The sequence below is a fragment of the Aliiroseovarius sp. xm-d-517 genome (assembly GCF_013283135.1).
Classification (GTDB): Bacteria; Pseudomonadota; Alphaproteobacteria; order Rhodobacterales; family Rhodobacteraceae; genus Aliiroseovarius; species Aliiroseovarius crassostreae.
The window spans coordinates 1,944,994-1,969,456 of record NZ_WBXT01000001.1 but is presented as its reverse complement, the minus strand read 5'-3'; the positions used below and the strand labels follow the sequence as shown (position 1 = coordinate 1,969,456).

The 24,463-nt window shown below is 56.2% G+C and carries 28 protein-coding genes; 9 read left to right on the top strand and 19 right to left on the bottom strand.

Going from position 1 to position 24,463, the window contains the following annotated elements; translation table 11 throughout:
* Window positions 1–52 precede the first annotated feature (52 nt).
* Window positions 53–619, top strand: coding sequence for a DUF2585 family protein (locus tag XMD517_RS09530; RefSeq protein ID WP_173486077.1), 567 nt, complete (start codon window positions 53–55; stop codon window positions 617–619).
* A 17-nt stretch (window positions 620–636) separates the two neighbouring features.
* Here XMD517_RS09530 and fahA read toward each other — a convergent pair whose 3' ends face one another.
* Genes fahA through hmgA form a run of 3 tightly spaced genes read right to left on the bottom strand, consistent with a single transcriptional unit; the run spans window position 637 to window position 3,905 of the window.
* Window positions 637–1,896, bottom strand: a complete 1,260-nt coding sequence (gene fahA, locus XMD517_RS09525; RefSeq protein WP_173486076.1) for a fumarylacetoacetase — start codon at window positions 1,894–1,896, stop codon at window positions 637–639.
* A gap of 7 nt (window positions 1,897–1,903) precedes the next feature.
* Complete coding sequence (gene maiA, locus XMD517_RS09520; protein WP_173486350.1) at window positions 1,904–2,539, bottom strand: maleylacetoacetate isomerase; 636 nt, start codon at window positions 2,537–2,539, stop codon at window positions 1,904–1,906.
* Between the two features lie 13 nt (window positions 2,540–2,552).
* Complete coding sequence (gene hmgA / locus XMD517_RS09515; RefSeq protein ID WP_173486075.1) at window positions 2,553–3,905, bottom strand: homogentisate 1,2-dioxygenase; 1,353 nt, start codon at window positions 3,903–3,905, stop codon at window positions 2,553–2,555.
* A gap of 223 nt (window positions 3,906–4,128) precedes the next feature.
* Between hmgA and XMD517_RS09510 the strand changes: the two genes are divergently transcribed.
* From XMD517_RS09510 to XMD517_RS09490, 5 genes are all read left to right on the top strand, one after another.
* Entirely contained in the window at window positions 4,129–4,968 is an 840-nt protein-coding gene (locus XMD517_RS09510) for a flagellar motor protein MotB (protein WP_173486074.1), read from the top strand.
* A gap of 113 nt (window positions 4,969–5,081) precedes the next feature.
* Window positions 5,082–6,395, top strand: coding sequence for a flagellar hook protein FlgE (locus XMD517_RS09505; RefSeq protein WP_173486073.1), 1,314 nt, complete (start codon window positions 5,082–5,084; stop codon window positions 6,393–6,395).
* Between the two features lie 29 nt (window positions 6,396–6,424).
* Entirely contained in the window at window positions 6,425–7,882 is a 1,458-nt protein-coding gene (gene flgK / locus XMD517_RS09500; RefSeq protein WP_173486072.1) for a flagellar hook-associated protein FlgK, read from the top strand.
* 15 nt (window positions 7,883–7,897) lie between these two features.
* Window positions 7,898–8,905: a flagellin gene (locus XMD517_RS09495; RefSeq protein ID WP_173486071.1), complete on the top strand. Its 1,008-nt coding sequence runs from the start codon at window positions 7,898–7,900 to the stop codon at window positions 8,903–8,905.
* Complete coding sequence (locus XMD517_RS09490) at window positions 8,902–10,005, top strand: flagellar basal body P-ring protein FlgI (protein WP_173486070.1); 1,104 nt, start codon at window positions 8,902–8,904, stop codon at window positions 10,003–10,005. The genes XMD517_RS09495 and XMD517_RS09490 overlap by 4 nt, the downstream gene beginning before the upstream one ends.
* Window positions 10,006–10,552: 547 nt before the next feature.
* Here the strand turns inward: XMD517_RS09490 and XMD517_RS09485 are convergent.
* The 9 genes from XMD517_RS09485 to XMD517_RS09445 are packed head-to-tail and all read right to left on the bottom strand — an operon-like array spanning window position 10,553 to window position 15,117.
* Window positions 10,553–11,053: a flagellar basal body-associated FliL family protein gene (locus XMD517_RS09485; protein ID WP_173486069.1), complete on the bottom strand. Its 501-nt coding sequence runs from the start codon at window positions 11,051–11,053 to the stop codon at window positions 10,553–10,555.
* A gap of 13 nt (window positions 11,054–11,066) precedes the next feature.
* Entirely contained in the window at window positions 11,067–11,795 is a 729-nt protein-coding gene (gene flgH, locus XMD517_RS09480) for a flagellar basal body L-ring protein FlgH (RefSeq protein WP_173486349.1), read from the bottom strand.
* 10 nt (window positions 11,796–11,805) lie between these two features.
* Complete coding sequence (flgA, locus tag XMD517_RS09475; RefSeq protein WP_173486068.1) at window positions 11,806–12,240, bottom strand: flagellar basal body P-ring formation chaperone FlgA; 435 nt, start codon at window positions 12,238–12,240, stop codon at window positions 11,806–11,808.
* A complete protein-coding gene (gene flgG, locus XMD517_RS09470) occupies window positions 12,240–13,025 on the bottom strand; it encodes a flagellar basal-body rod protein FlgG (protein WP_173486067.1) in 786 nt (261 codons plus the stop codon). The genes flgA and flgG overlap by 1 nt, the downstream gene beginning before the upstream one ends.
* 9 nt (window positions 13,026–13,034) lie before the next feature.
* Window positions 13,035–13,754 (bottom strand): flagellar hook-basal body complex protein, encoded by a 720-nt coding sequence (locus XMD517_RS09465; RefSeq protein WP_173486066.1) that lies wholly within the window; start codon window positions 13,752–13,754, stop codon window positions 13,035–13,037.
* Between the two features lies 1 nt (window position 13,755).
* On the bottom strand, window positions 13,756–14,025 hold the full coding sequence (locus XMD517_RS09460; RefSeq protein ID WP_055187321.1) for a flagellar biosynthetic protein FliQ: 270 nt from the start codon (window positions 14,023–14,025) through the stop codon (window positions 13,756–13,758).
* The gene (gene fliE / locus XMD517_RS09455; protein ID WP_173486065.1) at window positions 14,022–14,312 is read right to left on the bottom strand and encodes a flagellar hook-basal body complex protein FliE; all 291 of its coding nucleotides are present in this window, start codon (window positions 14,310–14,312) and stop codon (window positions 14,022–14,024) included. Before fliE ends, XMD517_RS09460 begins: the two co-directional genes overlap by 4 nt.
* Before the next feature lie 11 nt (window positions 14,313–14,323).
* Window positions 14,324–14,716 carry a flagellar basal body rod protein FlgC gene (flgC, locus tag XMD517_RS09450; protein ID WP_173486064.1) on the bottom strand — a complete coding sequence of 131 codons (393 nt, stop codon included), beginning with the start codon at window positions 14,714–14,716 and terminating at the stop codon, window positions 14,324–14,326.
* Between the two features lie 11 nt (window positions 14,717–14,727).
* Complete coding sequence (locus tag XMD517_RS09445; RefSeq protein WP_173486063.1) at window positions 14,728–15,117, bottom strand: FlgB family protein; 390 nt, start codon at window positions 15,115–15,117, stop codon at window positions 14,728–14,730.
* An 88-nt stretch (window positions 15,118–15,205) separates the two neighbouring features.
* On the opposite strand from XMD517_RS09445, the gene XMD517_RS09440 reads away from it, so the two are divergent.
* Window positions 15,206–16,525 carry a FliI/YscN family ATPase gene (locus XMD517_RS09440; protein WP_173487900.1) on the top strand — a complete coding sequence of 440 codons (1,320 nt, stop codon included), beginning with the start codon at window positions 15,206–15,208 and terminating at the stop codon, window positions 16,523–16,525.
* A gap of 14 nt (window positions 16,526–16,539) precedes the next feature.
* Here XMD517_RS09440 and XMD517_RS09435 read toward each other — a convergent pair whose 3' ends face one another.
* The 6 genes from XMD517_RS09435 to XMD517_RS09410 form a co-directional block, all read right to left on the bottom strand.
* On the bottom strand, window positions 16,540–17,334 hold the full coding sequence (locus XMD517_RS09435) for a DUF1217 domain-containing protein (RefSeq protein ID WP_173486061.1): 795 nt from the start codon (window positions 17,332–17,334) through the stop codon (window positions 16,540–16,542).
* Window positions 17,331–17,735: a flagellar biosynthesis repressor FlbT gene (gene flbT / locus XMD517_RS09430; RefSeq protein ID WP_055187327.1), complete on the bottom strand. Its 405-nt coding sequence runs from the start codon at window positions 17,733–17,735 to the stop codon at window positions 17,331–17,333. The genes XMD517_RS09435 and flbT overlap by 4 nt, the downstream gene beginning before the upstream one ends.
* The gene (gene flaF / locus XMD517_RS09425; protein WP_055187328.1) at window positions 17,732–18,100 is read right to left on the bottom strand and encodes a flagellar biosynthesis regulator FlaF; all 369 of its coding nucleotides are present in this window, start codon (window positions 18,098–18,100) and stop codon (window positions 17,732–17,734) included. The genes flbT and flaF overlap by 4 nt, the downstream gene beginning before the upstream one ends.
* 89 nt (window positions 18,101–18,189) lie before the next feature.
* Window positions 18,190–19,527, bottom strand: coding sequence for a flagellin (locus XMD517_RS09420; protein WP_173486060.1), 1,338 nt, complete (start codon window positions 19,525–19,527; stop codon window positions 18,190–18,192).
* Between the two features lie 218 nt (window positions 19,528–19,745).
* Entirely contained in the window at window positions 19,746–20,099 is a 354-nt protein-coding gene (locus tag XMD517_RS09415) for a flagellar biosynthesis protein FlgN (RefSeq protein WP_173486059.1), read from the bottom strand.
* On the bottom strand, window positions 20,086–20,397 hold the full coding sequence (locus XMD517_RS09410; protein ID WP_173486348.1) for a rod-binding protein: 312 nt from the start codon (window positions 20,395–20,397) through the stop codon (window positions 20,086–20,088). Before XMD517_RS09410 ends, XMD517_RS09415 begins: the two co-directional genes overlap by 14 nt.
* A 788-nt stretch (window positions 20,398–21,185) precedes the next feature.
* Between XMD517_RS09410 and XMD517_RS09405 the strand changes: the two genes are divergently transcribed.
* Both XMD517_RS09405 and XMD517_RS09400 read left to right on the top strand, forming a co-directional pair.
* The gene (locus tag XMD517_RS09405; protein WP_173486057.1) at window positions 21,186–22,169 is read left to right on the top strand and encodes a flagellar hook-length control protein FliK; all 984 of its coding nucleotides are present in this window, start codon (window positions 21,186–21,188) and stop codon (window positions 22,167–22,169) included.
* 9 nt (window positions 22,170–22,178) lie between these two features.
* Window positions 22,179–22,874, top strand: coding sequence for a flagellar hook capping FlgD N-terminal domain-containing protein (locus tag XMD517_RS09400; RefSeq protein ID WP_173486056.1), 696 nt, complete (start codon window positions 22,179–22,181; stop codon window positions 22,872–22,874).
* A gap of 59 nt (window positions 22,875–22,933) precedes the next feature.
* On the opposite strand, the gene ubiB is transcribed toward XMD517_RS09400, so the two are convergent.
* Window positions 22,934–24,463 carry a 2-polyprenylphenol 6-hydroxylase gene (ubiB, locus tag XMD517_RS09395; RefSeq protein WP_173486055.1) on the bottom strand — a complete coding sequence of 510 codons (1,530 nt, stop codon included), beginning with the start codon at window positions 24,461–24,463 and terminating at the stop codon, window positions 22,934–22,936.

The window sequence follows — 24,463 nt, the reverse complement described above, 5'->3', positions numbered from 1 at the left end:
GGTTGGGTTTTCCTTCCTAGACGCAGGCAGAATAACGTGATTCTGTCCTTGCATGTTTGATCGACGTCATATGCCCTACTGGGCCGTTTTCTTTGTGTTTGTCGCCACATTGGCGGCGCTTCTGTGGATGGGGCGCAACCTGTATTGCCCCTGCGGATATGTGCTTTTGTGGTATTCCGGTGATGACAGCGGGCAGGGCTCGCAGCATCTTTTGGACTGGTACGCGCCCAGCCACCTGATCCACGGCTTCCTGTTTTACGGCCTGACCTTCCTGACCATGCGCCGCTTTGCGCTGGGCTGGCGGCTGTTGGTGGCAACCCTGATTGAAGGCGCGTGGGAGGTGGCCGAGAACACCGAGGCGGTGATCAACCGCTATCGCGAGTTCACCGTGTCCGGCGAATATTGGGGCGATGCGGTGATCAACTCCGGCGCGGATATGTTGGCGATGTTCCTTGGCTTCTGGCTGGCGCTGCGCCTGCCGATCTGGGCCTCGGTTGCCATTATCATTGGGTTCGAGGTGCTGACCACCTATCTGATCCGCGACGGGTTGGCGCTCAATATCATCATGCTTTTGATGCCCTCCGAGGCAATCCTCGAATGGCAATCGGCCGCAGGATGAGATGAGCGCCAGATCCATTATTTCGGCCAGCTCTTGGCGGGCAGGATCTGGCCTGTGCAATCGCCAAAGCCGATCTGGAACCCGTCACCTTTCGCGGCGCCGCGCAGGGTGAGCGTATCGCCGTCCTCGATAAAGGTGCGGGTCTCGCCGGTATCCAGCGTGAAGGGCTCGCGCCCGGCCCAGCTCATTTCCATCAGCGACCCGTATTCGGTTTTGGTCGGGCCAGAGATGGTGCCGGAGCCCAGCAGGTCACCCACATTCATCCCGCAACCACCGATGGCGTGGTGGCAGAGTTGCTCAGCGGCGGAATAATACATGCGGGTATAGTTGGTTTCCCCAATGATACTCGCCTTGTCGGCCCCTTCGGGCTGCATCAGCACCTGAAGCTCGATGTCGTAAAGACCGTCTTTGGAGCCATCGAGATACGGCAGCAGTTCCTTTTCACGCTCGGGCGTGGGCGCGCGGAACTCTTCCAGCGCGCTTGCGGTCACGATCCATGGCGAGATTGAGGTGCCGAAGGCTTTGCCCTGAAACGGCCCAAGCGGTTGGTATTCCCAGCCCTGAATGTCGCGGGCAGACCAGTCATTCAGCAGCACATATCCAAAGATCATGTCGTCGGCTTCATCCACGGTGATCGGCTGACCAAACGCGGAGGGTTTGCCGACGATGGCGCCCATCTCCAGCTCGATATCCAGACGCATTGATGGACCAAAGCTGGGCATCTCGGCGTCGGGCGCTTTGCGCTGGCCGTTGGGGCGGTGGATCGGCGTGCCCGAGATCACCACCGAGGACGCCCGGCCATTGTAGCCGATCGGGATGTGCAGCCAGTTGGCCGGAAGATCAGGTGAGCCGCGCAGGATCGCACCCATATTGGCGGCGTGCTGACGCCCGGCGTAGAAATCGGTGTATTCCGAGACAAGGAACGGCATGTGCAGCTCGGCATCCGCTTGCGCCACGAGGAAAGGCTCCACCGCGTCACGTTCACCAGAGTGTTCCCCGAGCAGCTGTTCCAGACGCGCGCGCAACGCAGCCCAGGCATCAGACCCCAGTTCCATCAGCTCGTTCCAGAATGGCACGTCAAAGACGGGATCATCGCTGATTTCGATCAGCCCGGCCTCTTCGGCCCCGGCCATATCGAGGATCATGTCCCCGATCGCCACCCCACAGCGCGGTTCCTCATCGCCGACAGAGAAAACGCCATAGGGCAGGTTGTTCAGCGGAAAAGGGGTGTCGGCGGAATTGGCGCTGTCCACCCAGGATTTTTTCAGTTGGCTCATGATGTCCTCATTCAGCGTCTGGTTGGGCCTCTGGCCGGGCCTTGGCAAAGGCGGGCAGGGCCAGACAGGTTTCTTCAATTTCGGTCAGGCGGGCAAAAGGTGCCATGTCGACGCCCCAGCGATGCCCATTATAAAGTTGCGACACAAGGCAGATATCCGCGAGCGTCGGCCGGTTGCCAAAGGCAAATTTCGTGCCTGTTGGCAGTGTCGCCTGAAAAGCGGTCAGGCCTTCGGTCATCCAGTGCACCATCCAGTCGACACTGTCGGTCTTGCTGTGCCCCATCTTGTCCAGATGCTGCACCACACGCAGGTTGTTCACCGGATGGATGTCGAGTGCGATTATATGGGCCGCGGCCATGACACGGGCGCGCTCAATTGGATTGCCGGGCAGAAGCGCCGGGTCAGGATAGGCATGATCCAGATAGTCGAGGATCGCCAGCGATTGGGTCAGCACCGTGCCGTCTTCCAATTCTAAAACCGGAACGCCTTTGCCGGGGTTCATCATCTGAAACTCCGCGCTGCGCTGCTCACCCTTCACAAGGTTCACCGGGTGGCTTTCATAGGGCACACCCTTCAGGTTCAACGCAATCCGCACCCGGTAAGAGGTGGTCGACCGCCAGTAGGTGTAGAGCTTCAACCCCATCACGTCTCTCTCCTTATTTCTTACCCGGTGTGCCGTCGAATTTCTTCTCAAGGCTGTCCCAGCAGTCGATATAATCGTCCTGCAACGGGGCCTCCTTGGCGGCAAATTCGGTCAGGTGTTGCGGGAAACGGGTTTCGAACATGAACGACATGGTGTTGTCGAGCTTTTCGGGTTTCAGATCCGCATTGGACGCGCCTTCAAACGCATCCCGATCCGGCCCGTGCGGCAGCATCATGTTGTGAAGGCTGATCCCGCCTGGCACAAAGCCCTGCGGTTTGGCGTCATACTGGCCGTAAATATTGCCCATCAGCTCGGACATGATGTTCTTGTGATACCAGGGCGGGCGGAAGGTGTTTTCGGCCACCATCCAGCGTTCACGGAACAGGACAAAGTCGATATTGGCGGTGCCCGGATGGCCTGACGGCGCAGTCAGAACGGTGAAAATCGACGGATCCGGGTGGTCAAACAGGATCGCCCCAACCGGGCAATAGGTGCGCAGGTCGTATTTGTAAGGGGCATAGTTGCCATGCCACGCTACCACGTCCAGCGGCGATTGGCCGATCTCGGTCCTGTGGAACTGGCCACACCATTTCACGGTGATGGAGGAGGGCACCTCACGGTCTTCAAATGCCGCCACCGGCGCCTTGAAGTCACGCGGGTTTGCCATGCAGTTTGCCCCGATGGGCCCGCGCCCTGGCAGCTCAAACTTCTGACCATAGTTTTCGCAGACAAAGCCGCGCGCAGGCCCCTCGACCAGTTCCACCCGATAGACCAGCCCGCGTGGAATGATCCCGATCTCTTTCGGTTCCAGATCAATCACGCCAAGTTCGGTGTAAAAGCGCAGGCGGCCTTCCTGCGGCACCACCAGCAACTCACTGTCGGCCGAGAAGAAATAATCATCCACCATCGATTCTGTGACCAGATAGATATGCGAGGCCATGCCAACCTGCGTGTTTACATCCCCGGCCGTGGTCATGGTGCGCATGCCGGTGATCCAGTTCAGCCCCTCTGTCGCCTCAACCGGGTTCCAGCGATATTGGCCCAGTGAGATCACATCCGGGTCAATGCAGGGGGCGGATTTCCAATATGGCATGTCCACTTTGGTATAGCGGGCAGAATGCTTTACCGAGGGGCGGATCCGGTAACACCATGTGCGTTCCGGCGGGTTGGCGGTAAAGGCCGTGCCCGAAAGCTGCTCGCCATAAAGACCGTAATTGCATTTCTGCGGAGAGTTCATGCCCTGCGGCAACGCGCCGGGCAGGGCTTCCGTTTCAAAGTCATTGGCCCAGCCGGGCATGTAGTCGATATTGGTGCCGGTATTCGACACTGCGCGCTGCATGTCACGCTGGCCATTGTGATTGGTCATTCCGTTTCCCTGTTGCTGCCGGTCGTCGCGAACCGGTCGATCCTTTCGCTCGTTAATTAATATTGTTGCAAGTGCAATGAAGTCAAGAAAAACACCCCGTCACAAAAAGCTGGACCGGATCGTCGCCCGGCAGCGACCGGAAAATCCCGACAATTTGACAGGTTAAGCGGGGATAAACACCTCTTTGCTATTCCTGTCTTCGGGTGAAAAATGAGGTGGTGGTATGAGCGCAAATGGACAAGCGCCAATAATCATCAAGAAGGTGAAGAAGGGCGGTGGTGATGGACACCACGGCGGCGCATGGAAAGTGGCTTATGCCGACTTCGTGACCGCGATGATGGCCTTCTTTCTCTTGATGTGGCTGTTGAATGCAACAACGGAAAAACAACGCAAGGGGATCGCGGATTACTTCAGCCCGACCATCCCGATCAATCGGGTGTCTGGCGGTGGGTCCGGCTCTTTCGGGGGGGATTCGATCTTTTCCGAGGAAACGCTGGCCCAATCCGGCAATGGGGGGCTGCCGCGCAACCCAACCGAGGATCGGGAGGGAGAGAATTCCGGCGGGCGTGAGGTGGATGATTCGGCCCAGGACAGCAAGGCAATCGAAAAGGTCGAGGAGCTTCTCAGCGGGAAATCCGGTGAAAGCATGGTCAGTGAGGCAACCCGCCGTCATATCCTGACCCGCGTGACAGATGAGGGCCTGCTGATTGAGCTGTTTGATATCGAAGGTGACCCCCTGTTTGAACCAGGAACCAGCACGCCGACCCCGGTGATGCAGGAGCTGGCAGGGGTGATGGCACGGATCTTCAGGCTGGTGGAAAACAAGATTGCCATCGGGGGACATGTTCGTGCGCAACCCGTTGTGGTTGCAAGGAATACGGCCTGGGACCTGTCCGGGGATCGGGCCACGGCCATGCGCGAATTGCTCGAAGCGCAGCAGGTGGAAACCGGAAGGATCCAACGCGTGACGGGACATGCCGATCGCAAACCCGCAGCGCGCAACCCGATGGCCCTGCGCAACAACCGGGTGGAACTGACTTTGCTGCGGAAGAAGACACCCTGAAGGCGGCCGGTGCTGCGCAGCAATTAAATTCGGATTGTAGTTGTTAGGCCGCTGTTAAGGGGTCGGGCACTATGGTCCGGGTTGACATACCTGATGCAGCAGAAAGGCGCACCATGACTATTTCTTCCTCGCTGAGTGCCGGGGTTGCCGGTTTGAGTTCAAACGCGACCCGTCTGGCGACGATTTCCGATAATATCGCCAACTCCTCGACCTTCGGGTACAAGCGGGCGACAGCGGATTTCCAAAGTATGGTGATCGGCGGAACTGCCGGGGCCGGGACTTATTCGGCGGGCGGTGTGCGCGTGTCGACCCAGCGATTGATTGATGAAACGGGCCCGCTGATTTCAACATCAAACCCCCTCGATATTGCCATTGGTGGCAGCGGCATGTTGCCCGTGACACAGGAAGTGTTTTTGGGGAGCGGGTCAGGGGATCGCCCGATGATGATGACGACGACCGGTTCGTTCAGGACGGACAGTGAAGGCGTGTTGAAAACGGAAACCGGTCTGGTGCTGCTGGGATGGCCCGCAGATGCAGACGGAAATGTCGGGACTTTCCCACGAGATTCCGGGGCCGGGCTTGAACCAGTTGTAATCAATTCCAACCAGACTGCCGGTGACCCGACAACCCGCCTGAAACTTGGTGTCAACCTCCCTGCGGTGGATACCGAAGTGGGGGCGCCAGGCGATACATTGCCCTTGTCCGTTGAATATTTCGGCAACCTCGGGACATCCGAAACATTGGACTTCTCTTTCACGCCGGTTGTGCCTGCCTCGGGAACCGCGCCATCCAATCAATGGACCATGGTGATCCGGGACAGTGCTGGCGGCAATAACGTCATTGGGGAATACACGCTGACATTTGATGACAGCCGTGCCGATGGGGGGACCTTGAACTCGGTTGCGGTGGTATCCGGCGGTGCCTATGACGCTGCAACAGGGGAACTTGCCCTGACCGTCGATGGTGGCCCGCTGTCGCTTACGATCGGAAAAATCGGTGACCCGAACGGGCTCACACAGCTTTCGGACAGTTTTGCGCCCACATCCATTTCCAAAGACGGGTCCCCCGTCGGCAATCTGACCGGGGTCGAGATTGACGAACATGGCTTCCTGAAAGCCACCTATGACACTGGTTTCACGAGGACGATCTATCAGGTTCCCTTGGTGGATGTGCCCAACCCGAATGGCCTGAAATCCCTGTCCAACCAAGCCTATCAGGTGTCCCCCGAGTCCGGTTCCTTCTTCATGTGGGATGCAGGTGACGGCCCGACAGGTGAAGTGATTGGCTTTGCACGCGAAGGGTCCACCACGGATGTGGCAGGTGAACTGACCTCACTGATCCAGACCCAGCGTGCCTATAGTTCCAACGCCAAGGTCATTCAGACCGTTGATGAAATGTTGCAGGAGACCACCAATATCAAACGGTAACTTCCGGGGTGGTCATCGGAGGTTGAGATATGAGTATCACAAGCACCATGCACAACGCTCTTTCAGGGCTAAGTGCACAATCTCGGGCGGCAAGCCTTGTGTCGTCCAATGTGGCCAATGCCATGACCGAGGGATACGCCCCTCGGTCATTGGAGCTTTCTTCGCGAACGCTCGGTGGAACCGGATCCGGTGTGTTCGTCGAGGGGGTGACGCGACATACCGACGAAGTGCTTTTGGGGGATCGCCGGCTGACCGATGCGGCCGTAGGTTACGACAGTACAACCTCTGCATTTCTCAAGTCATTGGAAATGGCTTTGGGAACGCCGGATGACCCCGGTTCGCTTTCCGGACGCATCGCGAAACTTGATGCGGCGCTGGTGGAAGCAGCCGCGCAACCTGGCAGTGAGGCGCGCTTGTCCGCGGTGGTGGATGCGGCAAACAACGTGGCAACGCATCTTAACAATGTTTCCGACAAGGTGCAGGAGCAACGTTTGGAGGCTGACCAGAACATCGCTCTGCAGGTTGAGAAATTGAATACGGGCCTCAAGCAGGTCGAAACCTTGAATGCGAAGATCCAACAGGCACGCACTCAAGGCGTGGACCCGTCGGGTCTTATGGATATACGCCAGAAAACCATTGACGAAATGTCGTCAATCCTGCCGCTAAAACAACTGCCAAGAGAGAATGGAAAAGTGGCGCTGGTAACCACCGGCGGTGCCATTGTTCTGGAAGGGAAAGCGGCTCAGTTTGAATTCTCGACCGTCAATTTGATTGTTCCCGAAATGACCCAGGCAAGCGGAGCATTGTCTGGTCTGACGATGAATGGTCAACCCTTGCGCACGAGCGGTGATCGCAGCCCGATCGCCGGTGGCTCTCTGGCGGCGGAGTTTGAGGTCAGGGATGAGCTCGCCGTGGATGCCCAGCAACGACTGGATGGTTTTGCCCGCGATCTGATGGAACGGTTTGAGGATCCAGCAGTGGATGCTACGCGGGCCGTGGGGGATCCAGGACTGTTCACTGACAATGGAAATGCCCTTGATCTCGCAACGGAGCTTGGCCTGTCAGCGCGGATTTCCCTACACGCGGCTGTTGATCCCACACAAGGGGGGGCTGTGTGGCGCATTCGTGATGGGTTGGGGGCAGTCGCACAGGGGGAGGCTGGAAATGCCACTCTTATCAACGAACTTGCTGATGCTATGGGCCGGGCAAAGGCACCAACGTCGGGTGGTTTCCTGGGCGCGGCGCGATCATCAGCGGGCTTGGCGGCAGATATGCTGTCCATCGTTGGGGCCGATTTGAAAGAGGCGGAAGCACAATACAGCTTTTCTTCGGCACAAAACAATTCCCTCAAGCAAATGGAGTTGAGCAAGGGGGTGGATACGGATGCAGAAATGCAAAAACTCATGATGATTGAGCAGGCCTATGCCGCCAATGCGCGGGTGATCACCGCAGCGGATGAGATGATTCAGGCATTGCTGAGTATCTAACGAGGAGGCACCGAAATGTTTACGACCTTTGGTGATTTGGCCACCGCGTTCCACTCTCGCTCACAGGGGGCGAAGCTCCGGGCAGAGATGAGCCGTCTGGGTGTAGAGCTGACAACGGGTCTGAAGACAGACATAAGCCGTGCCGTGTCTGGTGATTTTGGCCCGATTGCAGGAATAGAGCACGATCTGCAAACCCTGCTGGCATATAAAACCGCAACGGATGAAGCGGCTATCTTGGCGAACACGACCCAGATCGCGCTCGAAACCATTCAAAGCCAGGGTGAAGACCTCGTGAGCGGAATGCTGACGGCGACGAGCTCGAAAAATGTTACCATGGTGCAAACCACTGCAATGGATGCAAAGCAGAAATTTCACTCTGCCGTTTCGCAGCTGAATACCGATGTTATGGGGCGCTCCCTTTTTGCTGGTGCCGCAACGGATAAGGCCCCCTTGATCAGTGGTGAAGAGATGCTCGAAGCAATTATGGTTGCAATTGCAAGTGACACCAATGCGGCCGACATCTCTGCTAGTATTGATGCCTGGTTCGACGATCCCGCTGGGGGATTCGCTACCATGGCCTATCTCGGTTCTGACAATCCGATGGGACCAATTCGGTTGGGGAATGGTGAGGTTGCTGATCTGACAATTCGCGCCAATGACCAGTCTATCAAAGACGTTTTGAAAGCAACTGTCAAAAGTGCAGTGATGGCTGAGGGCGCACTGAATGGCAGTGTTGAGCAGCAGATTGAGCTGACAAAGATTGCGGCGCAGGACCTCTTGGGCGCAAATGACGGGCTTGTGCTAGCGCGTGCAGGCATCGGCGCTGTTGAAGCGCGCGTGGATGCTGCTCAAACTCGGAATGAGGCTGAGAAGTCAGCCCTTGAAATTACACGCTCAAACCTCATTTCGGCTGATCCCTACGATACTGCGACAGAGCTTCAGGCAGCCTATTCCCAACTGGAAAGCCTCTACACTGTTACGGCGCGTATGTCGAAACTGAATTTCACGGATTTCATGCGATGAAACAAATACTTGCAGCTATTTTCCTTCTCCTCGTCTCAGCCATGTCAGTGCAGGCAAATACGATCCGAATTAAGGATCTTGTTGAATTTGATGGCGTTCGCGGAAATGACCTGATCGGCTATGGGCTGGTGGTCGGGTTGAATGGAACGGGGGATGGCATTCGCAATGCTCCGTTTACCGAAGACATCATGTCCAATATTTTGGAACGCCTCGGCGTGAACATTACGGGTGAGCAGTTTCGGCCCAAGAATGTTGCAGCAGTGTTTGTCACAGCCGCGTTGCCGCCATTTGCACGGGCAGGGTCAAGAATTGACGTAACGGTTTCTGCAATTGGGGATGCCAAAAGCTTGCTGGGTGGGACACTGATCATGACCCCCTTGAATGCGGCAGATGGGGAAATTTACGCGGTCAGCCAGGGCACGGTGATTGCAGGTGGTGCTTCGGCTGAAGGGGATGGCGCGAAAGTGGTTCAAGGTGTTCCCACCAGTGGCGTTATTCCAGCCGGTGCGCGGGTCGAACGTGAACTGGATTTCGATTTTACCAAACTTAAATCTATCCGCCTCGCCTTGCGCACCCCAGATTTCACAACGGCCGAGCGGATTGAGAATGTGATCAACCAAAATTATGGCCGGGTGGTTTCCAGAATGCTTGATGGTGGCACTGTAATCGTTGACATCAGCAAAACACGGGCGCTGTCGCCCGCGCACGCGCTGGGCGACATTGAAAACCTCAGAGTCGAACCAGAGCGCAAGGCGCGTGTTGTGGTGGACCAGCGGTCTGGTACGATTGTGATGGGGGAAGATGTGCGGATTAGCAGAGTTGCGGTGTCACAGGGCAACCTCACGCTGCGTATTCAAGAGACGCCTTTGGTTGTGCAGCCCAACCCATTTACTGACGGGCAGGCCATTGTTGTACCTCGGACAGATGCAAATATTGTGGAGGAGCCAGGTGTTGGCCTTGCGGAAGTGGATGGGGGGACATCTCTGTCAGAAGTTATCGCTGGGCTTAACGCATTGGGCGTTTCCCCAAGGGATATGATAGATATCTTGAAAAGTATCAAAGCTGCAGGGGCTCTTCATGCAGATTTCGTGGTCCGCTGACATTCCGGGCCAACCGTTGGCGAGAAAGTCCTGACTTGAGATGATGGGCGAACTAAATCGAGCCGGCGCTGGGGTTTTGGTCGGTTTTTCACCAGTCACATTCCCCTCACGATTTCCTTAGGAGCTCTCTGGTCAAACGCCTAGTATTGAAGGGCGATGCACAACACCCGCGCTGGCGTGACCACAGCCCGAAGTTGACAAGTTCAGGATCCCGAATTGGAGATGTGTGTTGCAAGGCTTCGTAAGCACCAATTGGGATAGTTGCGGCCTGAAGTGTGGCTGCGCTGTTGGTTGAAACATCTGTCTGTCTGATGGACGCATTGAATTCCTATGCGGTTGTCCACTCCGCATGACATGCAAAAGATGAGTGGTCGCACAGGATATTTGGATGCCTATTCCGGCCAACTCATGTCTTTTCGAAGTTGAATTACCAAATCACAACGAGGACCATCAAGAGTGTAGCGGGTTGAATTGGGCATGCAGTTAAGACGGCCTCGAAAGTGGCTTTGGTGACGCCATGCCATGCGATTTATAACCTTAGGGCCTGTCAGATATCCTGGCGCACAATATCCGTAACCAGCACCTCAAAGATATCCGTTGTCATGATCTTTTCTGCGACCTCTGTCAAAGCCAAGCGCAACCCGTCCAACTTCCCGGCCTCGGTGAATACGCCGTCAAAACCACCCAGGTTTGCGTGATCAAACAGCACCTGCAGGAATGCGTCCCTCAACTTCGGTTCACGTTGATAGAATTCCTCACTGCTCCCGGGGGCGATTTCCAAACTGAGTGACAAGACAACCAGAGATCTGACTTGGCCGTTGCCCAAAACCGGAATAACGAACTGGTTGTTCATTTTAACGAAGTCACTGCTGGGGGCGCCCTCTTCTGCGGAGCTCTCCTCCGAAAGGTTTGATTTGGTTTCAGTTGGAATGTCACCACACGGGTTGATTTCCACCACTTCGGAGGGTGCAGGGCGCAGAGCGATGCCTGCACCGACACCTGCGCCGAGCCCAATCATAGCAAGAAGAACTGGTAGGATTTTTCCCATTGGAAGCCCCTGGTCAGAATGGAAGGATAATGTCTGCAACCTGTTGGCCAATGCGAGGTTGCTGAACGTCTGAAATCAGACCTCGACCACCATAGGAAATACGAGCCGAGGCGATCTTGTCGTAGGGGATTTCATTTTTGCGCGAGATGTCTTCCGGGCGCACAAATCCGGTCACCAACAATTCGCGTAGCTCGAAATTCACCCGCACCTCTTGGGTGCCTTGAATCTTGAGAACGCCATTTGGCAACGTCCCCAGAACGGTTGCCGCAACGCGGAGCTTTAACTTCTCATTGCGTTTTACGTTCCCGTTTCCAGATGAGGTGCTGGTTGAGCTGAAATCCACGGCTGACGCCATGTTGGCCCCGTCTGGCATAACTTTGTTAATATTCTGTGGAATGCCAAACAGAGATGGCAGTCCCATGGTTTCGGCACCATTTCGGCTGCGTGAAGAGCTGTTGGACAGTTCAGCGCGATCATCAATTTCGATGACCACGGTTAAAATGTCCCCGGCTTGCTGTGCGCGTCGGTCGCCAAGAAGGGATTGTCGGCCTCTGCTCCAGGTTGACGCTCGGGTGACCGAACTCTTGGGATCTTTCGTGACAGGAAGTGCCGCGGTTGTCATGGCATGATGCTCGGAACTGACCTCTACCGGGCTAAGGTCAGGTGCTTTGCCAACCTGCTCCAACCGGGAACAGCCAGAAATTGCGATGACAAGACTGAACAGAAGGGGTGAGTAACGCATATTGCAACCTTTAAAAGCCTGGGAAGTTTGGGGGGGCGACTGAAACGGAGCCATCGGGTTGTATGGTGCCGGTGATGGTGCTGCGGGACGATAAGTTCATGACGCGCACACGATCCCCGATGCCACCCCGGGCAAGCGCACGCCCTTCTGCGGCAATTCGGAGGCCTCCCGTTTCATAGATCAGAATGATGATCTGATTTCTGTCGACCAGAGCAGGTGGACCGACATCGTTGAGCCGAATGGGGCGCCCTGCATAAAGAACCGATCGGGTTTCCTGCCCAACCAGTTCTTCCAGGCTGACATAGGTGCCGGGGATATCCCCTGGCGTGACTGTCAGGTCTGCCGCGGTCAGAATACTGTTTGCACGCATGGTGCGGGCGGCAAGAACCGTGTCAGCTTGAATAGCTGTCGGAAGAAGCAAGAGAGCAAGAATGAAACGCAACATCACCGCACCTGTGTGGTTGCGGCCAGCATCTGGTCGGCTGCCGTGATGACTTTTGAGTTGAGCTCATAGCCGCGCTGAGCCTCGATGAGTTCGGTGATTTCTCGGACTGCGTCGACGCTGCTGTTTTCCAGATACCCCTGACGGAGCGTGCCCAGCCCATCTTGTCCGGGGGCGGCGGTTAGCGGGGCACCAGAGGCAGTTGTTTCCAGGTATAGGTTGGAGCCAATGGCCTCGAGCCCTTTTTCATTGGTAAAGCTGGTCAGCGTGAAAGCACCCATTAACTCTGGCTCAACCACGTCTTTGAAGTAAACATAGACCTCGCCATCTGCATTGATGGATACGGAGCGAGCGTCACTTGGGATGGTGATTCCTGGTGCCACCACATAGCCGTCGGTGTTCAGGATCTGACCGTCTGGCGACAGTTTCAACGCGCCATCCCGTGTATATGCGGCGTTGCCGCTTGGAAGTGTAACTTCGAGATAGCCCTTGCCTTCAATCGCAAGGTCCAGCTCGCCACTGGTTTGGGCAAGGCTGCCTTGTTCAACCATCATGGACACGGCAGCGGGGCGGACGCCAAGCCCGAGCTGCACCCCGGCCGGGATAATGGTACCGTCAGAGGCGGCGATGGAGCCTGGGCGGGTGGCCTGTTGATAATGCAGATCTGCAAATTCTGCGCGGCGGGCGTTGTAGCCTGTGGTGCTCATATTGGCGAGGTTGTTGGAAATGGTCTCAACCCGCATTTGCTGGGCGAGCATCCCGGTGGCGGCAATCTGTAATGAACGCATGGGAACTCCTTATTTCACAACGGTCTGAAGGACGGCACGGATCCGTTCGTCTTCTTTTTCCATGAAGCTCTGGCCCAACTCGTAGCTGCGCTGAACTTCGATCATTCTGGTGATTTCCTGAACTGGATTGACGTTTGAACCTTCCACAAACCCTTGCAGGATGCTGGTGCCTTCCAATACGGGTTGTGTTCCGCCGGGCGCGGTGAACAATACACCTTGCTGGTGTTGCAGGTCGGATCTGTCGAGGGGGGCGAAGAGGCCGATCTGGGTGACCGGGCGTCCATCAGCAGATAGGGTGCCATCAGATGCAAGCGAGACCGTTTTGGCGTCAGGTGGCACAAAAATCGGGGCTCCGCCGGCATCCAGAAGACGCAAGCCATCCATATTCGTAAGCTCGCCCTCCGCAGACGGGGTAAAGGCACCGGCGCGGGTCAGAACCGGGCCATCCACCCCTTCGAGCATGAAAAACCCGTCTCCTTCTATGGCAAAGTCGTAGGTTCCGCCTGTTTGCGTCAACGCGCCGTGTTGCAGGTTGATGGACCGCCCATTTGCGAACCCCATCGACAGGGATGGTTCATCCTTTGGCATCGCATGGATAAATTCGGAGAACACCACGCCTTCCTTGCGAAATCCGCTGGTTGAAGCATTGGAGATATTGTTGGCGATGGTTGTCATCTCACGCAGCAGGCCGGACTGGCGGGTGAGGTTGGTGTAATGGGTGTTGTCCATGTCAGGCTCCTGCGATCAATGGGATGATCTGGTTCTGGAAAAAGCCTGTGAGCGTTTCGGTCATGAAGCTCATCGAAACCCAGAACACGACCAGAATGGCAATGAGTTTGGGCACAAAGGTCAGGGTCATTTCCTGAATTGAAGTCAGAGCCTGAAAAAGGCCGACAGCCAGGCCAGCCACCAAGGCAACCGTCAGGATGGGGGAGGAGATCAGAACCGCGTTCCACAGCCCCGCGCGCAAGGTGTCGAAGAAGATGACGTCATTCATCATACCGGCATCCTCAGAATTTCCTGATACGCCTCGACCACCTTATTGCGAATGGTGACTGCTGTTTCGACCGCAAGCTCGGTCTGTGCCAGAGCCTGGACAAGTGCATGCGGGTCCGCATCCCCCGATATGGCGGCCAGTGCGGTTTGTTCGCCCTGTTGAACGGTTGCGGCGAAGTCATTTGCCATTTTGGCAAAATCCGCCGCAGGCCCGTCTGCCCGCGCCTTTGGCTGCGTGGCGGGACGGGTGGCAGCATAGCCTTGGGCCGCGATAGAGGATTTAACATCCATTCTGGTGTCTCCTATCTGCGTAGTAGATCGAGCAGTCCTTTGGACATTTGTCGGGTCTGATCGAACATTTTGAGGTTCGCCTCGTAGCTGCGCTGCGCTTCGCGCGCGTCAGCGATTTCGACCACCAGATCGACATTCGAGCCGTCATAGTAGCCTTGGTCATTTGCCATCGGGTGAGAGGGGTCATACACGCTGGGCAAAGTTGTTTGGTCCAGGTGCACCTGTCCGGGTTCTACCAACCCGGTTGCGCGCCCGCTTTCCATCACCTGATTGAAACTGACCAGCTTCCGCCGATAGCCAGGGGTGTCGGCATTGGCGATGTTTTCTGAAACGTGGAGCAACCGGGCGGCCTGGCTTCGCATGCCTGAGGCGGCGGCGGCGGCAGAATTTCTGAGATCATTCATGATGCCATTCCTTATCTACCGCTGACGGCGGCCCGCATGATGTTCATCGAGCTCTTGTAAACAGCGAGTGCAAGATCGTGGTCGCGCTTTGCACTGGCAGAGGCCATCAATTCGGTCTCCAATGAAACGGAATTTCCATTTGGGGACGTGGGGCCGTCGCGCAGGATCGATTGGGGCGCTTGTCCCAGATGGTCAGAAGCGGTGAGCACATGTTTTGCGCGGGAATGCCGCATCTCAGCACCATTGGGGGCATCATATGTCTCGGCGAATGAGACAAGATCGCGGGCGCGGTAACCCGGCGTATCTGCATTTGCAACATTCTGTGCAATGGTCGACTGACGAGCCGCGGCGTGCTGTGCCAGCCCCTGACTCATGCGAAAAATTTCCAGTTTGTCGAACATCGGGGCTTCTCCCTCGATTGGTTTCAACTAAGGCTTAACCCTGATTCCTTTAAAAACAGTTTCACGACTCAAATTTTAGGAGAACGCCATGAAAGCCGTCGGATTCGAGCAGCTCACCGCAGAAGTCGCAGCCGTGACCCGGACGGCAGACATTGGTCGCATTGTGGAAATCCATCGCGGCACGATCGAAGTTGCGGGGCTTTCACATGTGGCGGCGCAAAGTGATCTGGTAGAAATCGGATCCTCAGGGCAGAAACGGCTGGGTGAAGTTCTCAATCTGTCGGCGGATCGGATAACGGTATTGCCTGATGGTGATGTTGAAGGGCTACGCATTGGAGAGCAGGTGGTGCTGCGAGGCGGTACGCAGATTGCTCCGGATGACAGTTGGATTGGTCGTGTGCTCGACCCGTTTGGGAAAGCCATAGATGGATTTCCGGTTATGCGCGGAGGGGCCGAACGGCCATTGCGCGGGACGGCCATCAACCCGACCAGGCGTCGGGTGCTGGGGGCGCGGCTTGAGACTGGGCTTGCTGTTTTCAATACGCTTTTGCCGATTGTTAAGGGGCAGCGGATCGGGTTGTTTGCAGGCTCCGGTGTGGGGAAATCCACCTTGCTGGCTAAACTGGCCCGTGGGGTGCAGGCAGATGTCGTGGTCATTGCCCTGATCGGCGAACGAGGGCGAGAAGTGCGGGAGTTTGTTGAACGTGTCCTTGGTTCTGAGGGTATGAAACGTGCAGTTGTCATAGCCGCGACATCGGATCAATCACCAATGGTTCGCAGAAGAGCTGGCTGGGCGGCTATGTCCGTGGCAGAGCATTTCAGGGATCAGGGGCGTCACGTCTTGTTCCTTGCCGATAGCGTGACCAGGTTTGCAGAAGCACATCGTGAAATCGCGCTGGCATCTGGTGAGGGCAGTTCGCTGCGCGGGTTCCCACCATCGACTGCGCAACAAATTACCACGCTATGTGAACGGGCAGGTCCCGGGCAGGATGAACAGGGGGATATTACGGCCATCTTTTCTGTCTTGGTGGCTGGATCTGACATGGAAGAACCTGTGGCGGACATTTTGCGCGGTGTTCTGGATGGTCATGTTGTGCTGGACCGTCAAATCGCTGAAAGGGGGCGTTTCCCGGCCATCGATCTGCTGAGGTCCGTCTCCCGCGCGTTGCCAGGGGCTGCGACCGATGCAGAGAACGCTCTGATATCGGCTGCTCGACAGCGCCTTGGTGCTTATGCCAGATCGGAAATGATGATCCAGGCTGGCCTGTATGCGGCTGGAAGCGACCCGATGGTGGATGCGGCAATTGAGTGCTATCCGAAACTGGATGGCTTTTTGGCTGAAGATGAACTGGAAAGCACCGAGGCCAGCTTCCGCCGACTGGGGGCTTGCATGACAAATCCCAGCTAGGCAAATTGGGCTGCTCAGAGGTTTTGAAGAAGTGTCAGGGCAATGGTGCTGCTTGACATGCCCGCCGAGCCATTGGCCAAATCGGATCGTATCAGAAACAGCCTGTTCAGCTCATCCAATTTGGAAGGGTCGGAAAACTGGCTGATCTTGTTGCTTCCAAAATAGGCTTCCGCCTTATCCTTGAACCCTTGTAGTTGCAGATCCAGGTCAAGTGCTCCGAAGCTATTGGGCAACCCCAGAGCGGTTTCGAAGACCTTTCTGAGTGGAGGGTTCCCCATGATGGAGAACCATTTTCCGTCTTCGGAAGTGGATTTGTCGACAATGGCGCCAAGCTCTCGTTTCAAAGACAAGCTGAGGCGAAAGTCTTGATTTTGCTCGCCAACGGCAACTTCAAATTGCCTTTCTTGAAAGGCTGAGATGGTTTTGTCTGCAAAGGTGGAAATCTGGGTTGCTGGAATGCTGAGATCGCCAAACCCGAAATCCTTGGCCATTTCGTAATAACGTTTGTCTGAGAGTTTGTTGGCAAGATCACCTTCGTCAAAGGTGCCATCTTCCAGAACTTTTTTGATGAAAAATTTATTGTTGATGTCGTCGCTCAGGCCGTAGGCTCCAAGGGTAACCTTTAGCAAGCGATAGTCATCCACCAACTCCTGTGCAGAAGATATTTTGCCGATATTCTCTTTGTAGTATGAAGCATCGCGTTGCATTTCTGCTGACGCATTGAATGTTTGTTTCTGGGCGTCCTGCGTACGTTGCAGAAACGCCCAGCCGGCAGCTCCGCCCATCGGTATGATGGGTTGAAAACTCATGCCATTCTCGCAGCGAGCAAGCGCTCTTCACGTGGCAAAAGCGTTCGCAGGCATTTCAGCGCAAGATAGAATTGTTGACTGTTTACAGCTTCCGTTGCGCGTGTCAGTTGATCCCGACTGTCGTGATCCGTCAGAACCTGGCTGAGTTGTTCAATTCCGCGCAGCAGTTGCAGATGCGCTTCTTTTTGCTCGACATCGCCTGACAAGACCAGTTGGGCAATGTAGCACACACGGCGGACAGGGGTGTTTACCTCTTCCGGATGGATGGCATCACGTAGTCGCAGGATATTGGCGTTTGGTGTCACAATCGAAAGGCGTGAACGCCGATCTCCATTTTCGATGACTGCGCCATTGATCAGAACGCGTTCTTTCGGGCTTAATTTAAGGACCAGTCCGCTCATGCTGCCTCCGATTTCTGACGAAGACCACGCATGATGGCGGTGTTGATCTCAATAAGGGCCTGTGGATCCGAGCCGTCAGTTAGGACTTTCCGGCTGAAATCATTTGTAAATTCTGCGAGATAGAAAATCCGGGCGCGAAGATCTTGCGGCAGTTTGTTGTCAGCTTCTGCAACATCTGCGGCGAGAAGTGTCCACAAACGGCGGTTTTCGTGAAGAGCCTGAGACAGCATTCCAAAACCGGAACGACCTTTTTCGGCCGCTGATCTGAGTTTGTGTGTAACCCGTGCGAAGGCTTCGTATTCGACGCCTCGAGGGGTGCGGACTGCGGTGTTTGAGGCCGCATAGGCCGTTTTGGCCAAGTTCATAGCGTTCACGGTTTTTCCTTCCGTCAAACGTTGAAATCAGGGGTGAGGGAAATGGGGGGCGCCCTTTTGACGCCCCGCCATATGGTCCCTTAGCGGAACAGCGACAGGATGTTTTGCGGTGCCTGGTTGGCGATCGACAACGACTGGGTTCCCAGTTGCTGCTGTACCTGCAGGGCTTGCAGGCGCGCCGATACTTCTTCCATATCCGCATCTACCATGGCGCCGATACCCGATTTCAGCGAGTCCGAGAGTTTGGAGACGAAGCTGCTTTGGGTTTCGATACGGCCAGCGGCAGAGCCGAAGGCAGCGGCAGCATCAATGGACTGGTTGATCAGACCTTCAATTGCGGCCAGTGCGCCGGTTGCACCCGAGTCGGTGGTCACATCAATATTTTGAAGTGCCCCAAGACCACCGGAGGACGCGGTGGAACCTGCAGTCCCGCCGGTCTGAACGCGAAGGCCGACCTTGATCGCAGTTGCATCACCACCAGCGGCATTCGCGATGGTAAGCTGATTGGCGTTGGAACCGGTGCCCAGAGTGACCGTATAGCCTTCGCCCGAATCGGTTGCCGCACCGAAGAAGGCGTTGATCTGGTCGGTCAGGTTCTTGGCAACTTCGGCGGTACCATCGGTGGATGATGCCACATATTCGAAGGTACGTTGGCCGAGAGTGCTCCCACCACCATTCACGTTCACATTCACATCATCCAGGATGATCTGGTAGCTGTTTCCTTCTGCAACCGATTTGATGTCGATTTGCAGGTTGGCACCATCTGCGATGCTTGCGGTTGGGCTGGCCGGATCAAAGGCCGCGTCATCGTGTTGGGTGTTGGCGGCACCCGTCTGCATGAGGGCGTTGGCGGCTGCGGCATCCGCAAGATCCGTGGCGCCAAATGCCTGTGCGGTCACCGGGGTTGTCGTGGACAGGTTCTGGCGGTCCACGGCAATGTGGTTTGCCGTCACGTTGCCATTGGAATCACGATCCAGCGATGACAACACCTGCATGGCGTCGGTGCTTGATCCGTCAATCAGGTTCAGACCGTTGAACTGGGCCGCACTGACAACAGAGCCGATCTGGTCGCGCAGAGCAACGATGTCAGTTTGCAGCTTCGCACGATCAACGTTCTCTTCTTGTGCCGCGACGATCTTGCCCTTCATTTCGGTCAGAAGGTCGGTGATGGTTTCCGATGCGTTGCGTGCGACTGCGAGGGTGCTTTCCCCCAAAGACAAGGACTCCGAGATCGCTTTGAACCCTTTTACATCCGAATCCATCACTTTGGAAATTGCCCACACGGCCGAATTGTCTTTGGCAGTGGAAACCTTTTTACCGGTTGAGATCTGATTCTGGGTGTCGGTCATGCTCGAGTTGATCGACTTCAGCGTCTGCAATGCAACCATTGCCCCGTTGTTTGTCAGGATACTAGACATGAGATTTTCCTTCAGTCTTTTCGGTGCTTTACACCGGGTTTGATAAAATCGCCTGAAAGCGAATAAGAAGAGCCGTTCTCAACTCTGCGGAAGTGTTCGGGATTGTCCGTTCCGCGCCACCCCCTCGAGGAATGCGTCTATAGCTGACGCCGAAATGCTGAAGGAATTCTAAATTCGAGCGATTGGTTTGCGTTCAATTTGAACTAACTGGTCTTGTGTCATGCGCGACGTTCAAACTTGTTTGAGGGGCGGGCGAGGTCCTGGCTTTGCCCGCCCGCATCATAGGTGCGCAATTGTGATTTCTGATTGCGGAGCAGCTCCAGCCGGCGCGAAACCGTGCGAAGGCCCTTGTTTGCAGACAAAAGCAATGCCTGATTGTGTTCAGCTTTCTGCCGCATCTGCTCAATCACTTTGCGGCTTAGCGCCATGTTCGGCAACAGTCGGAACAGACGTTCCTTTTCGGGGCCAAGCTTTGCAAGCTCGATAAGCTGCCCGGACAAGAGAAGATTTCGTTCCTGATCCAGCAGATTGTTTAGGGCCTGCGCCGGAGATATGCGTTTAAAGAGCGCCATTGGATCGTTCCTTCAATGCTTCGAAAAGTGATTCGGCCAGACCAATACCGCCGGCCTTGACCATCTCATCGGCCTGGGCACGAACCAGAAATGACGAGAACTGATCTTCCCCCGCTCCCCCTCCGAAACTTTCCCGCGTTTTGCCGAGGCCGGTTGCCTTCAGCATTTCTGCAAGAAACGAGGCTTCCAGATCTTTTGCTGCCTGGCGCAGTGCTGTGTCCTGACTGTTCTCAGTGGAATTTCCAACCGCTCCAACCGAAGTTTTAAGCGGCCCCAAGGCTGCCCGTGTCGGATCCATGTGCCATCCTTTCAAATGCGATCTATTTCCCCAACTATCTCTGCTGGCGGTAAACATCCGGTAACCAACTGCTGTCATATTGATCGAAATCGGAGTCAGAATACCCGGATGGACATATGCAAATTGGACCGAAATTACCGATAAGCGGCGCTGCTGATGGTGTGCAGAATGGTGCCAGTGACATTCGTCCTGGGCGCGGCGTGGGCGATCTCTTTAGTGACCTGATGTCGGGTGCGAAGGACGTGGATTGGCCTATGATGCAGGTTGCGGATCAGCATGATGAAGCCCTTTCCGAAATTCGGTTGGCTGACCCACTGCTGGGGCAAGTGACGGATCTACCGGCGGAGGCCAATGTGTTTTTCGGGATGCCAGGGGTCCCAAGTGGCTCTGTGCAGGCCGAAAATAGTGTGCAGCGGGTGGGGGATGACAGTGCTGGCTCTGAAACGCAGCCCTCTCAGATGTCGCCAGATGAAACAGTTCTGGTGGCTGGGTTGAATGCGATAAAAGCCAGCGAGGATTCAATTGCTACGGCGCAAGCGGTCAGCAGGGTTCCGGCGCGTGGCTTACAGGATTTTGGTGCAACCCTATCCAGTGAAGGCAAATTGGATCGTGCCCTCGGCAAAAATTTGCAAAGCGTAGAGGTTGCTGGCCGGGTCTTGGCAGGTGGGCAGATGACCGAGATAGCGGGCGAGATAACGGGTCCGGGTCGGGCATCCTTGTCACGAGTGGGCACAATGTCTGTCGCGCAGTTTCAGCCGCAACCATCGTTGCAGATGGATCCTCAGACAATGACTGCTTCTCAGGGTAAATTGCCGGTGGAGACAGGAAAAATCAGTGAACAGGCCAATGTGGTTGGCGCTGGTGGCCGGACCTCACTGGAAATGATGACAGGGCCGGTCCTTATAGGTGAGGCAGGCAGGGTGGGCAGTCAACCGGGTGGAAACCCGCATACCACTCCAGTGTCTGCGGGTGTCATGATGTCGGGGGAGGATGCGACCAGGCTGCCTCGTTCCGACGCGCCAGATATGATGGTGCAAGTGCCAGCGGCCATGAAAGAGGGGCTCTCGGGTGCGGGAGTGGCCAAGGATTTCGGGAGAGAACAGGCCCGCTGGGCAAGTGCGCCTGAGCAAAGCCACGTTGCGGCCCCTGCACTGTCAAATCCATCAGGGGCAACCCCTTTGACTGCAGGGGTGGTGCCGATGCAGGCCCAACTGAATGTCCTGCAGGAAAGTAGTGCGCGCCTCCCCTCTGGGAATTTCGAATTGGACCAGTTGTTTGTGACCAATTCTGAGGCGGGGATCGCTGAGGGTAGAATGGTAGAGACACTCAGCAGTCGCGCGGAGCTCTCGGCGCAAATGCGCACCGAACTCCCACGTCATGTTGCCCTTCAGCTGGCAGATGTTGCCAGAAAAATGCCGGACCGCCCAGTTGAACTTACGCTGAGCCCCGAGGAACTTGGGAAGCTGCGCCTGACCTTTTCCGGTGACCTGTCTGCAATGACAATTGCGGTCAACGTTGAGCGCCCGGAAACGCTTGATCTGATGCGGCGTCATATCGACCTGCTTGCCCAGGAAATGCGTGACATCGGATATGGAGAGATCACCTTTTCCTTCACGCAATCCGGGGCGGGCGGCAAGGAAGGTGGGCAGTCATTTTCAGATCATGCCCCCAGCTCCTCTGGGGATGCAACTGATAATGGCCACGTGCCTGACAAAGCTGAGCCGGTGCTTCTGAATGTGATGACCCGCTCTGGAATTGATATTAGATTATAAGGATATCAGATGGTTACGACTGCAACCAACCCGACTTTACCCTCCTCCCTCACCGCGCCACCCGCCTCTCCCAGTGAGGTCAAAACCGATGAGAATGCGTCCGCAGCCCTGTCTTCGGATTTTGAGACATTCCTGACGATGATGACGGTTCAGATGGAAAACCAGGACCCGCTGAACCCGATGGACTCAACGGAATTTGCCATGCAGCTTGCGACATTTTCAGGCGTCGAGCAGCAGGTGAGGAGCAACAGTTTGCTGGAAGGAATGACCGCACGGCTTGATCTGATGGGAATGACGGATGTCGCGGGCTGGGTTGGCATGGAGGCCCGGGTGAGCGCACCTGCCAGTTTTGATGGCACCCCGGTGACCTTGTCGCCCAAACCACCGTCCACCGCGGACCAGACCTATCTGATTGTAAAGGATGCAGAGGGAAGCGTGGTTCAGAAAACCGATATTCCCGTATCCGGTGATCAGATCGAGTGGGCAGGAGTGGACACGTCCGGCCAGCCATTTGCAAATGGGACCTATTCGTTTGAGCTCGAAAGCTGGAGCGAGGGCAAACTTATTGATGCAACACCAGTGGAGGTCTACGCGAGGGTTGTGGAAACCCGGCAGGAAGATGGTGAGCTCAAGCTGGTTCTTGAAAGTGGCGACAAAGTGTCTGCCGATAAGGTAACTGCGCTACGCGAAGCGTCGGAGCGCTAGCCCCCCGGAAAACCGGGCGTTCAGAGTTGCTTTTGCTTCAAGATTGTACGGTCAGGCTATCAAATAAGCGATGACAGCCAGACCGCAGCAAGCGCAATTCCACCACCGAGGCTGACATAGGCCATCGCCCTCATAGGGCGCGTTGGCGCCGCTTCTGGTAAGGGCGTGGATTGCCGGATCAGTGCCGCTTCGGCCAGTTCGGGCAGGCGCGGTCCAAACCGCGACAGGACGCGTGCGGTTCGAAGCAGGTCGCGGGCGAGTGCTTTGGGACCGATTGACGCCTTGATGTAATCTTCGACGACGGGACGGGCGACCTGCCAGATGTTGATATGTGGGTCAAGTGAGCGCGCGACCCCCTCGACCACAACCATCGTCCGTTGCAGCAAGATCAGCTCCGTGCGGGTCTGCATGCCAAATTTCTCTGTGACCTCAAAGAGGTAGGAGAGGAGTTTGGCCATCGAGATCTGCGTTGCATCCATATCCGCAATTGGTTCGCCAACAGCGCGGAGGGCCTGTGCGAATTCCACCACATCCCGATCTGCGGGCACATAGCCGGCTTCGAAATGCACCTCAGCCACGCGGGTGTAATTGCGGGTGATGAAGCCGTAGAGGATTTCGGCATAGACCCGACGGGTATATTCGTCGATCCGTCCCATAATGCCAAAATCAATGGCAACGATGTCTCCGTTTTCGGCGAATTTCAGGTTACCCTGATGCATATCCCCATGAAACAGCCCGTCCCGTAGGGCATGGCTGAGAAACAGCTGCAGCACCCGCTCACCCAGATCGGTCATATTCAGGCCTGAAGCCCGAATACTGTCCAGATCATTGGCGGGAATGCCTTCGGCCCAGCCCAGTGTCATCACGGAGCGCCCGGTCAGCGCCCAATTGACATGAGGAACCTCAAAGCCCTGATCTTTTTGAGTATTTTCCGCAAATTCACTGGCGGAGGCCCCCTCCAGGCGCAGGTCGAGCTCTCCCATCACCACGCCTTCGAAATGTTCCACCACATCGGTTGGGCGCAAACGCCGGGTTGAGGGCAGGAGCAACTCGATCATCCGCGCAGAGAAGTGGAATGCGTCGATATCGGTGCGGAAGGCCCGCAGGATGCCGGGGCGCAGAACCTTGACGGCCACTTCCTGGCCATTTGCGGCAAGGCGGGCGCGGTGGACCTGCGCGATAGAGGCTGCGGCAACCGGTTCGGAGAACTCGGAAAAAACCTCGTCCACCTCGATCCCCAACTCGTCCTCAACCATGTCGCGCGCCACATCCAGCGGGAAGGGAGGCAGTTTGTCTTGCAGGTATTTCAACTGGTCAGCGAGGTCAGACCCAACCACGTCCGGGCGTGTCGACAGGATTTGTCCGAATTTGATATAGGCCGGTCCCAGCGCGGTAATGGCGCGGGTGACGGGGGGCAGGGATGTGTCACCTTTTTTGCCCAGCCACGCAAAGGGAAAGCCAATGACACGAGCGGCCACCCGCAGGGCAGGCGGTGCGTTCATCGCATCCAGAACGACACCCATGGCGCCGGTGCGCTGAAAGGTGGCGCCGGTGCGGATCAAGCGCCAGATATTGTGCGGTCCACGCAT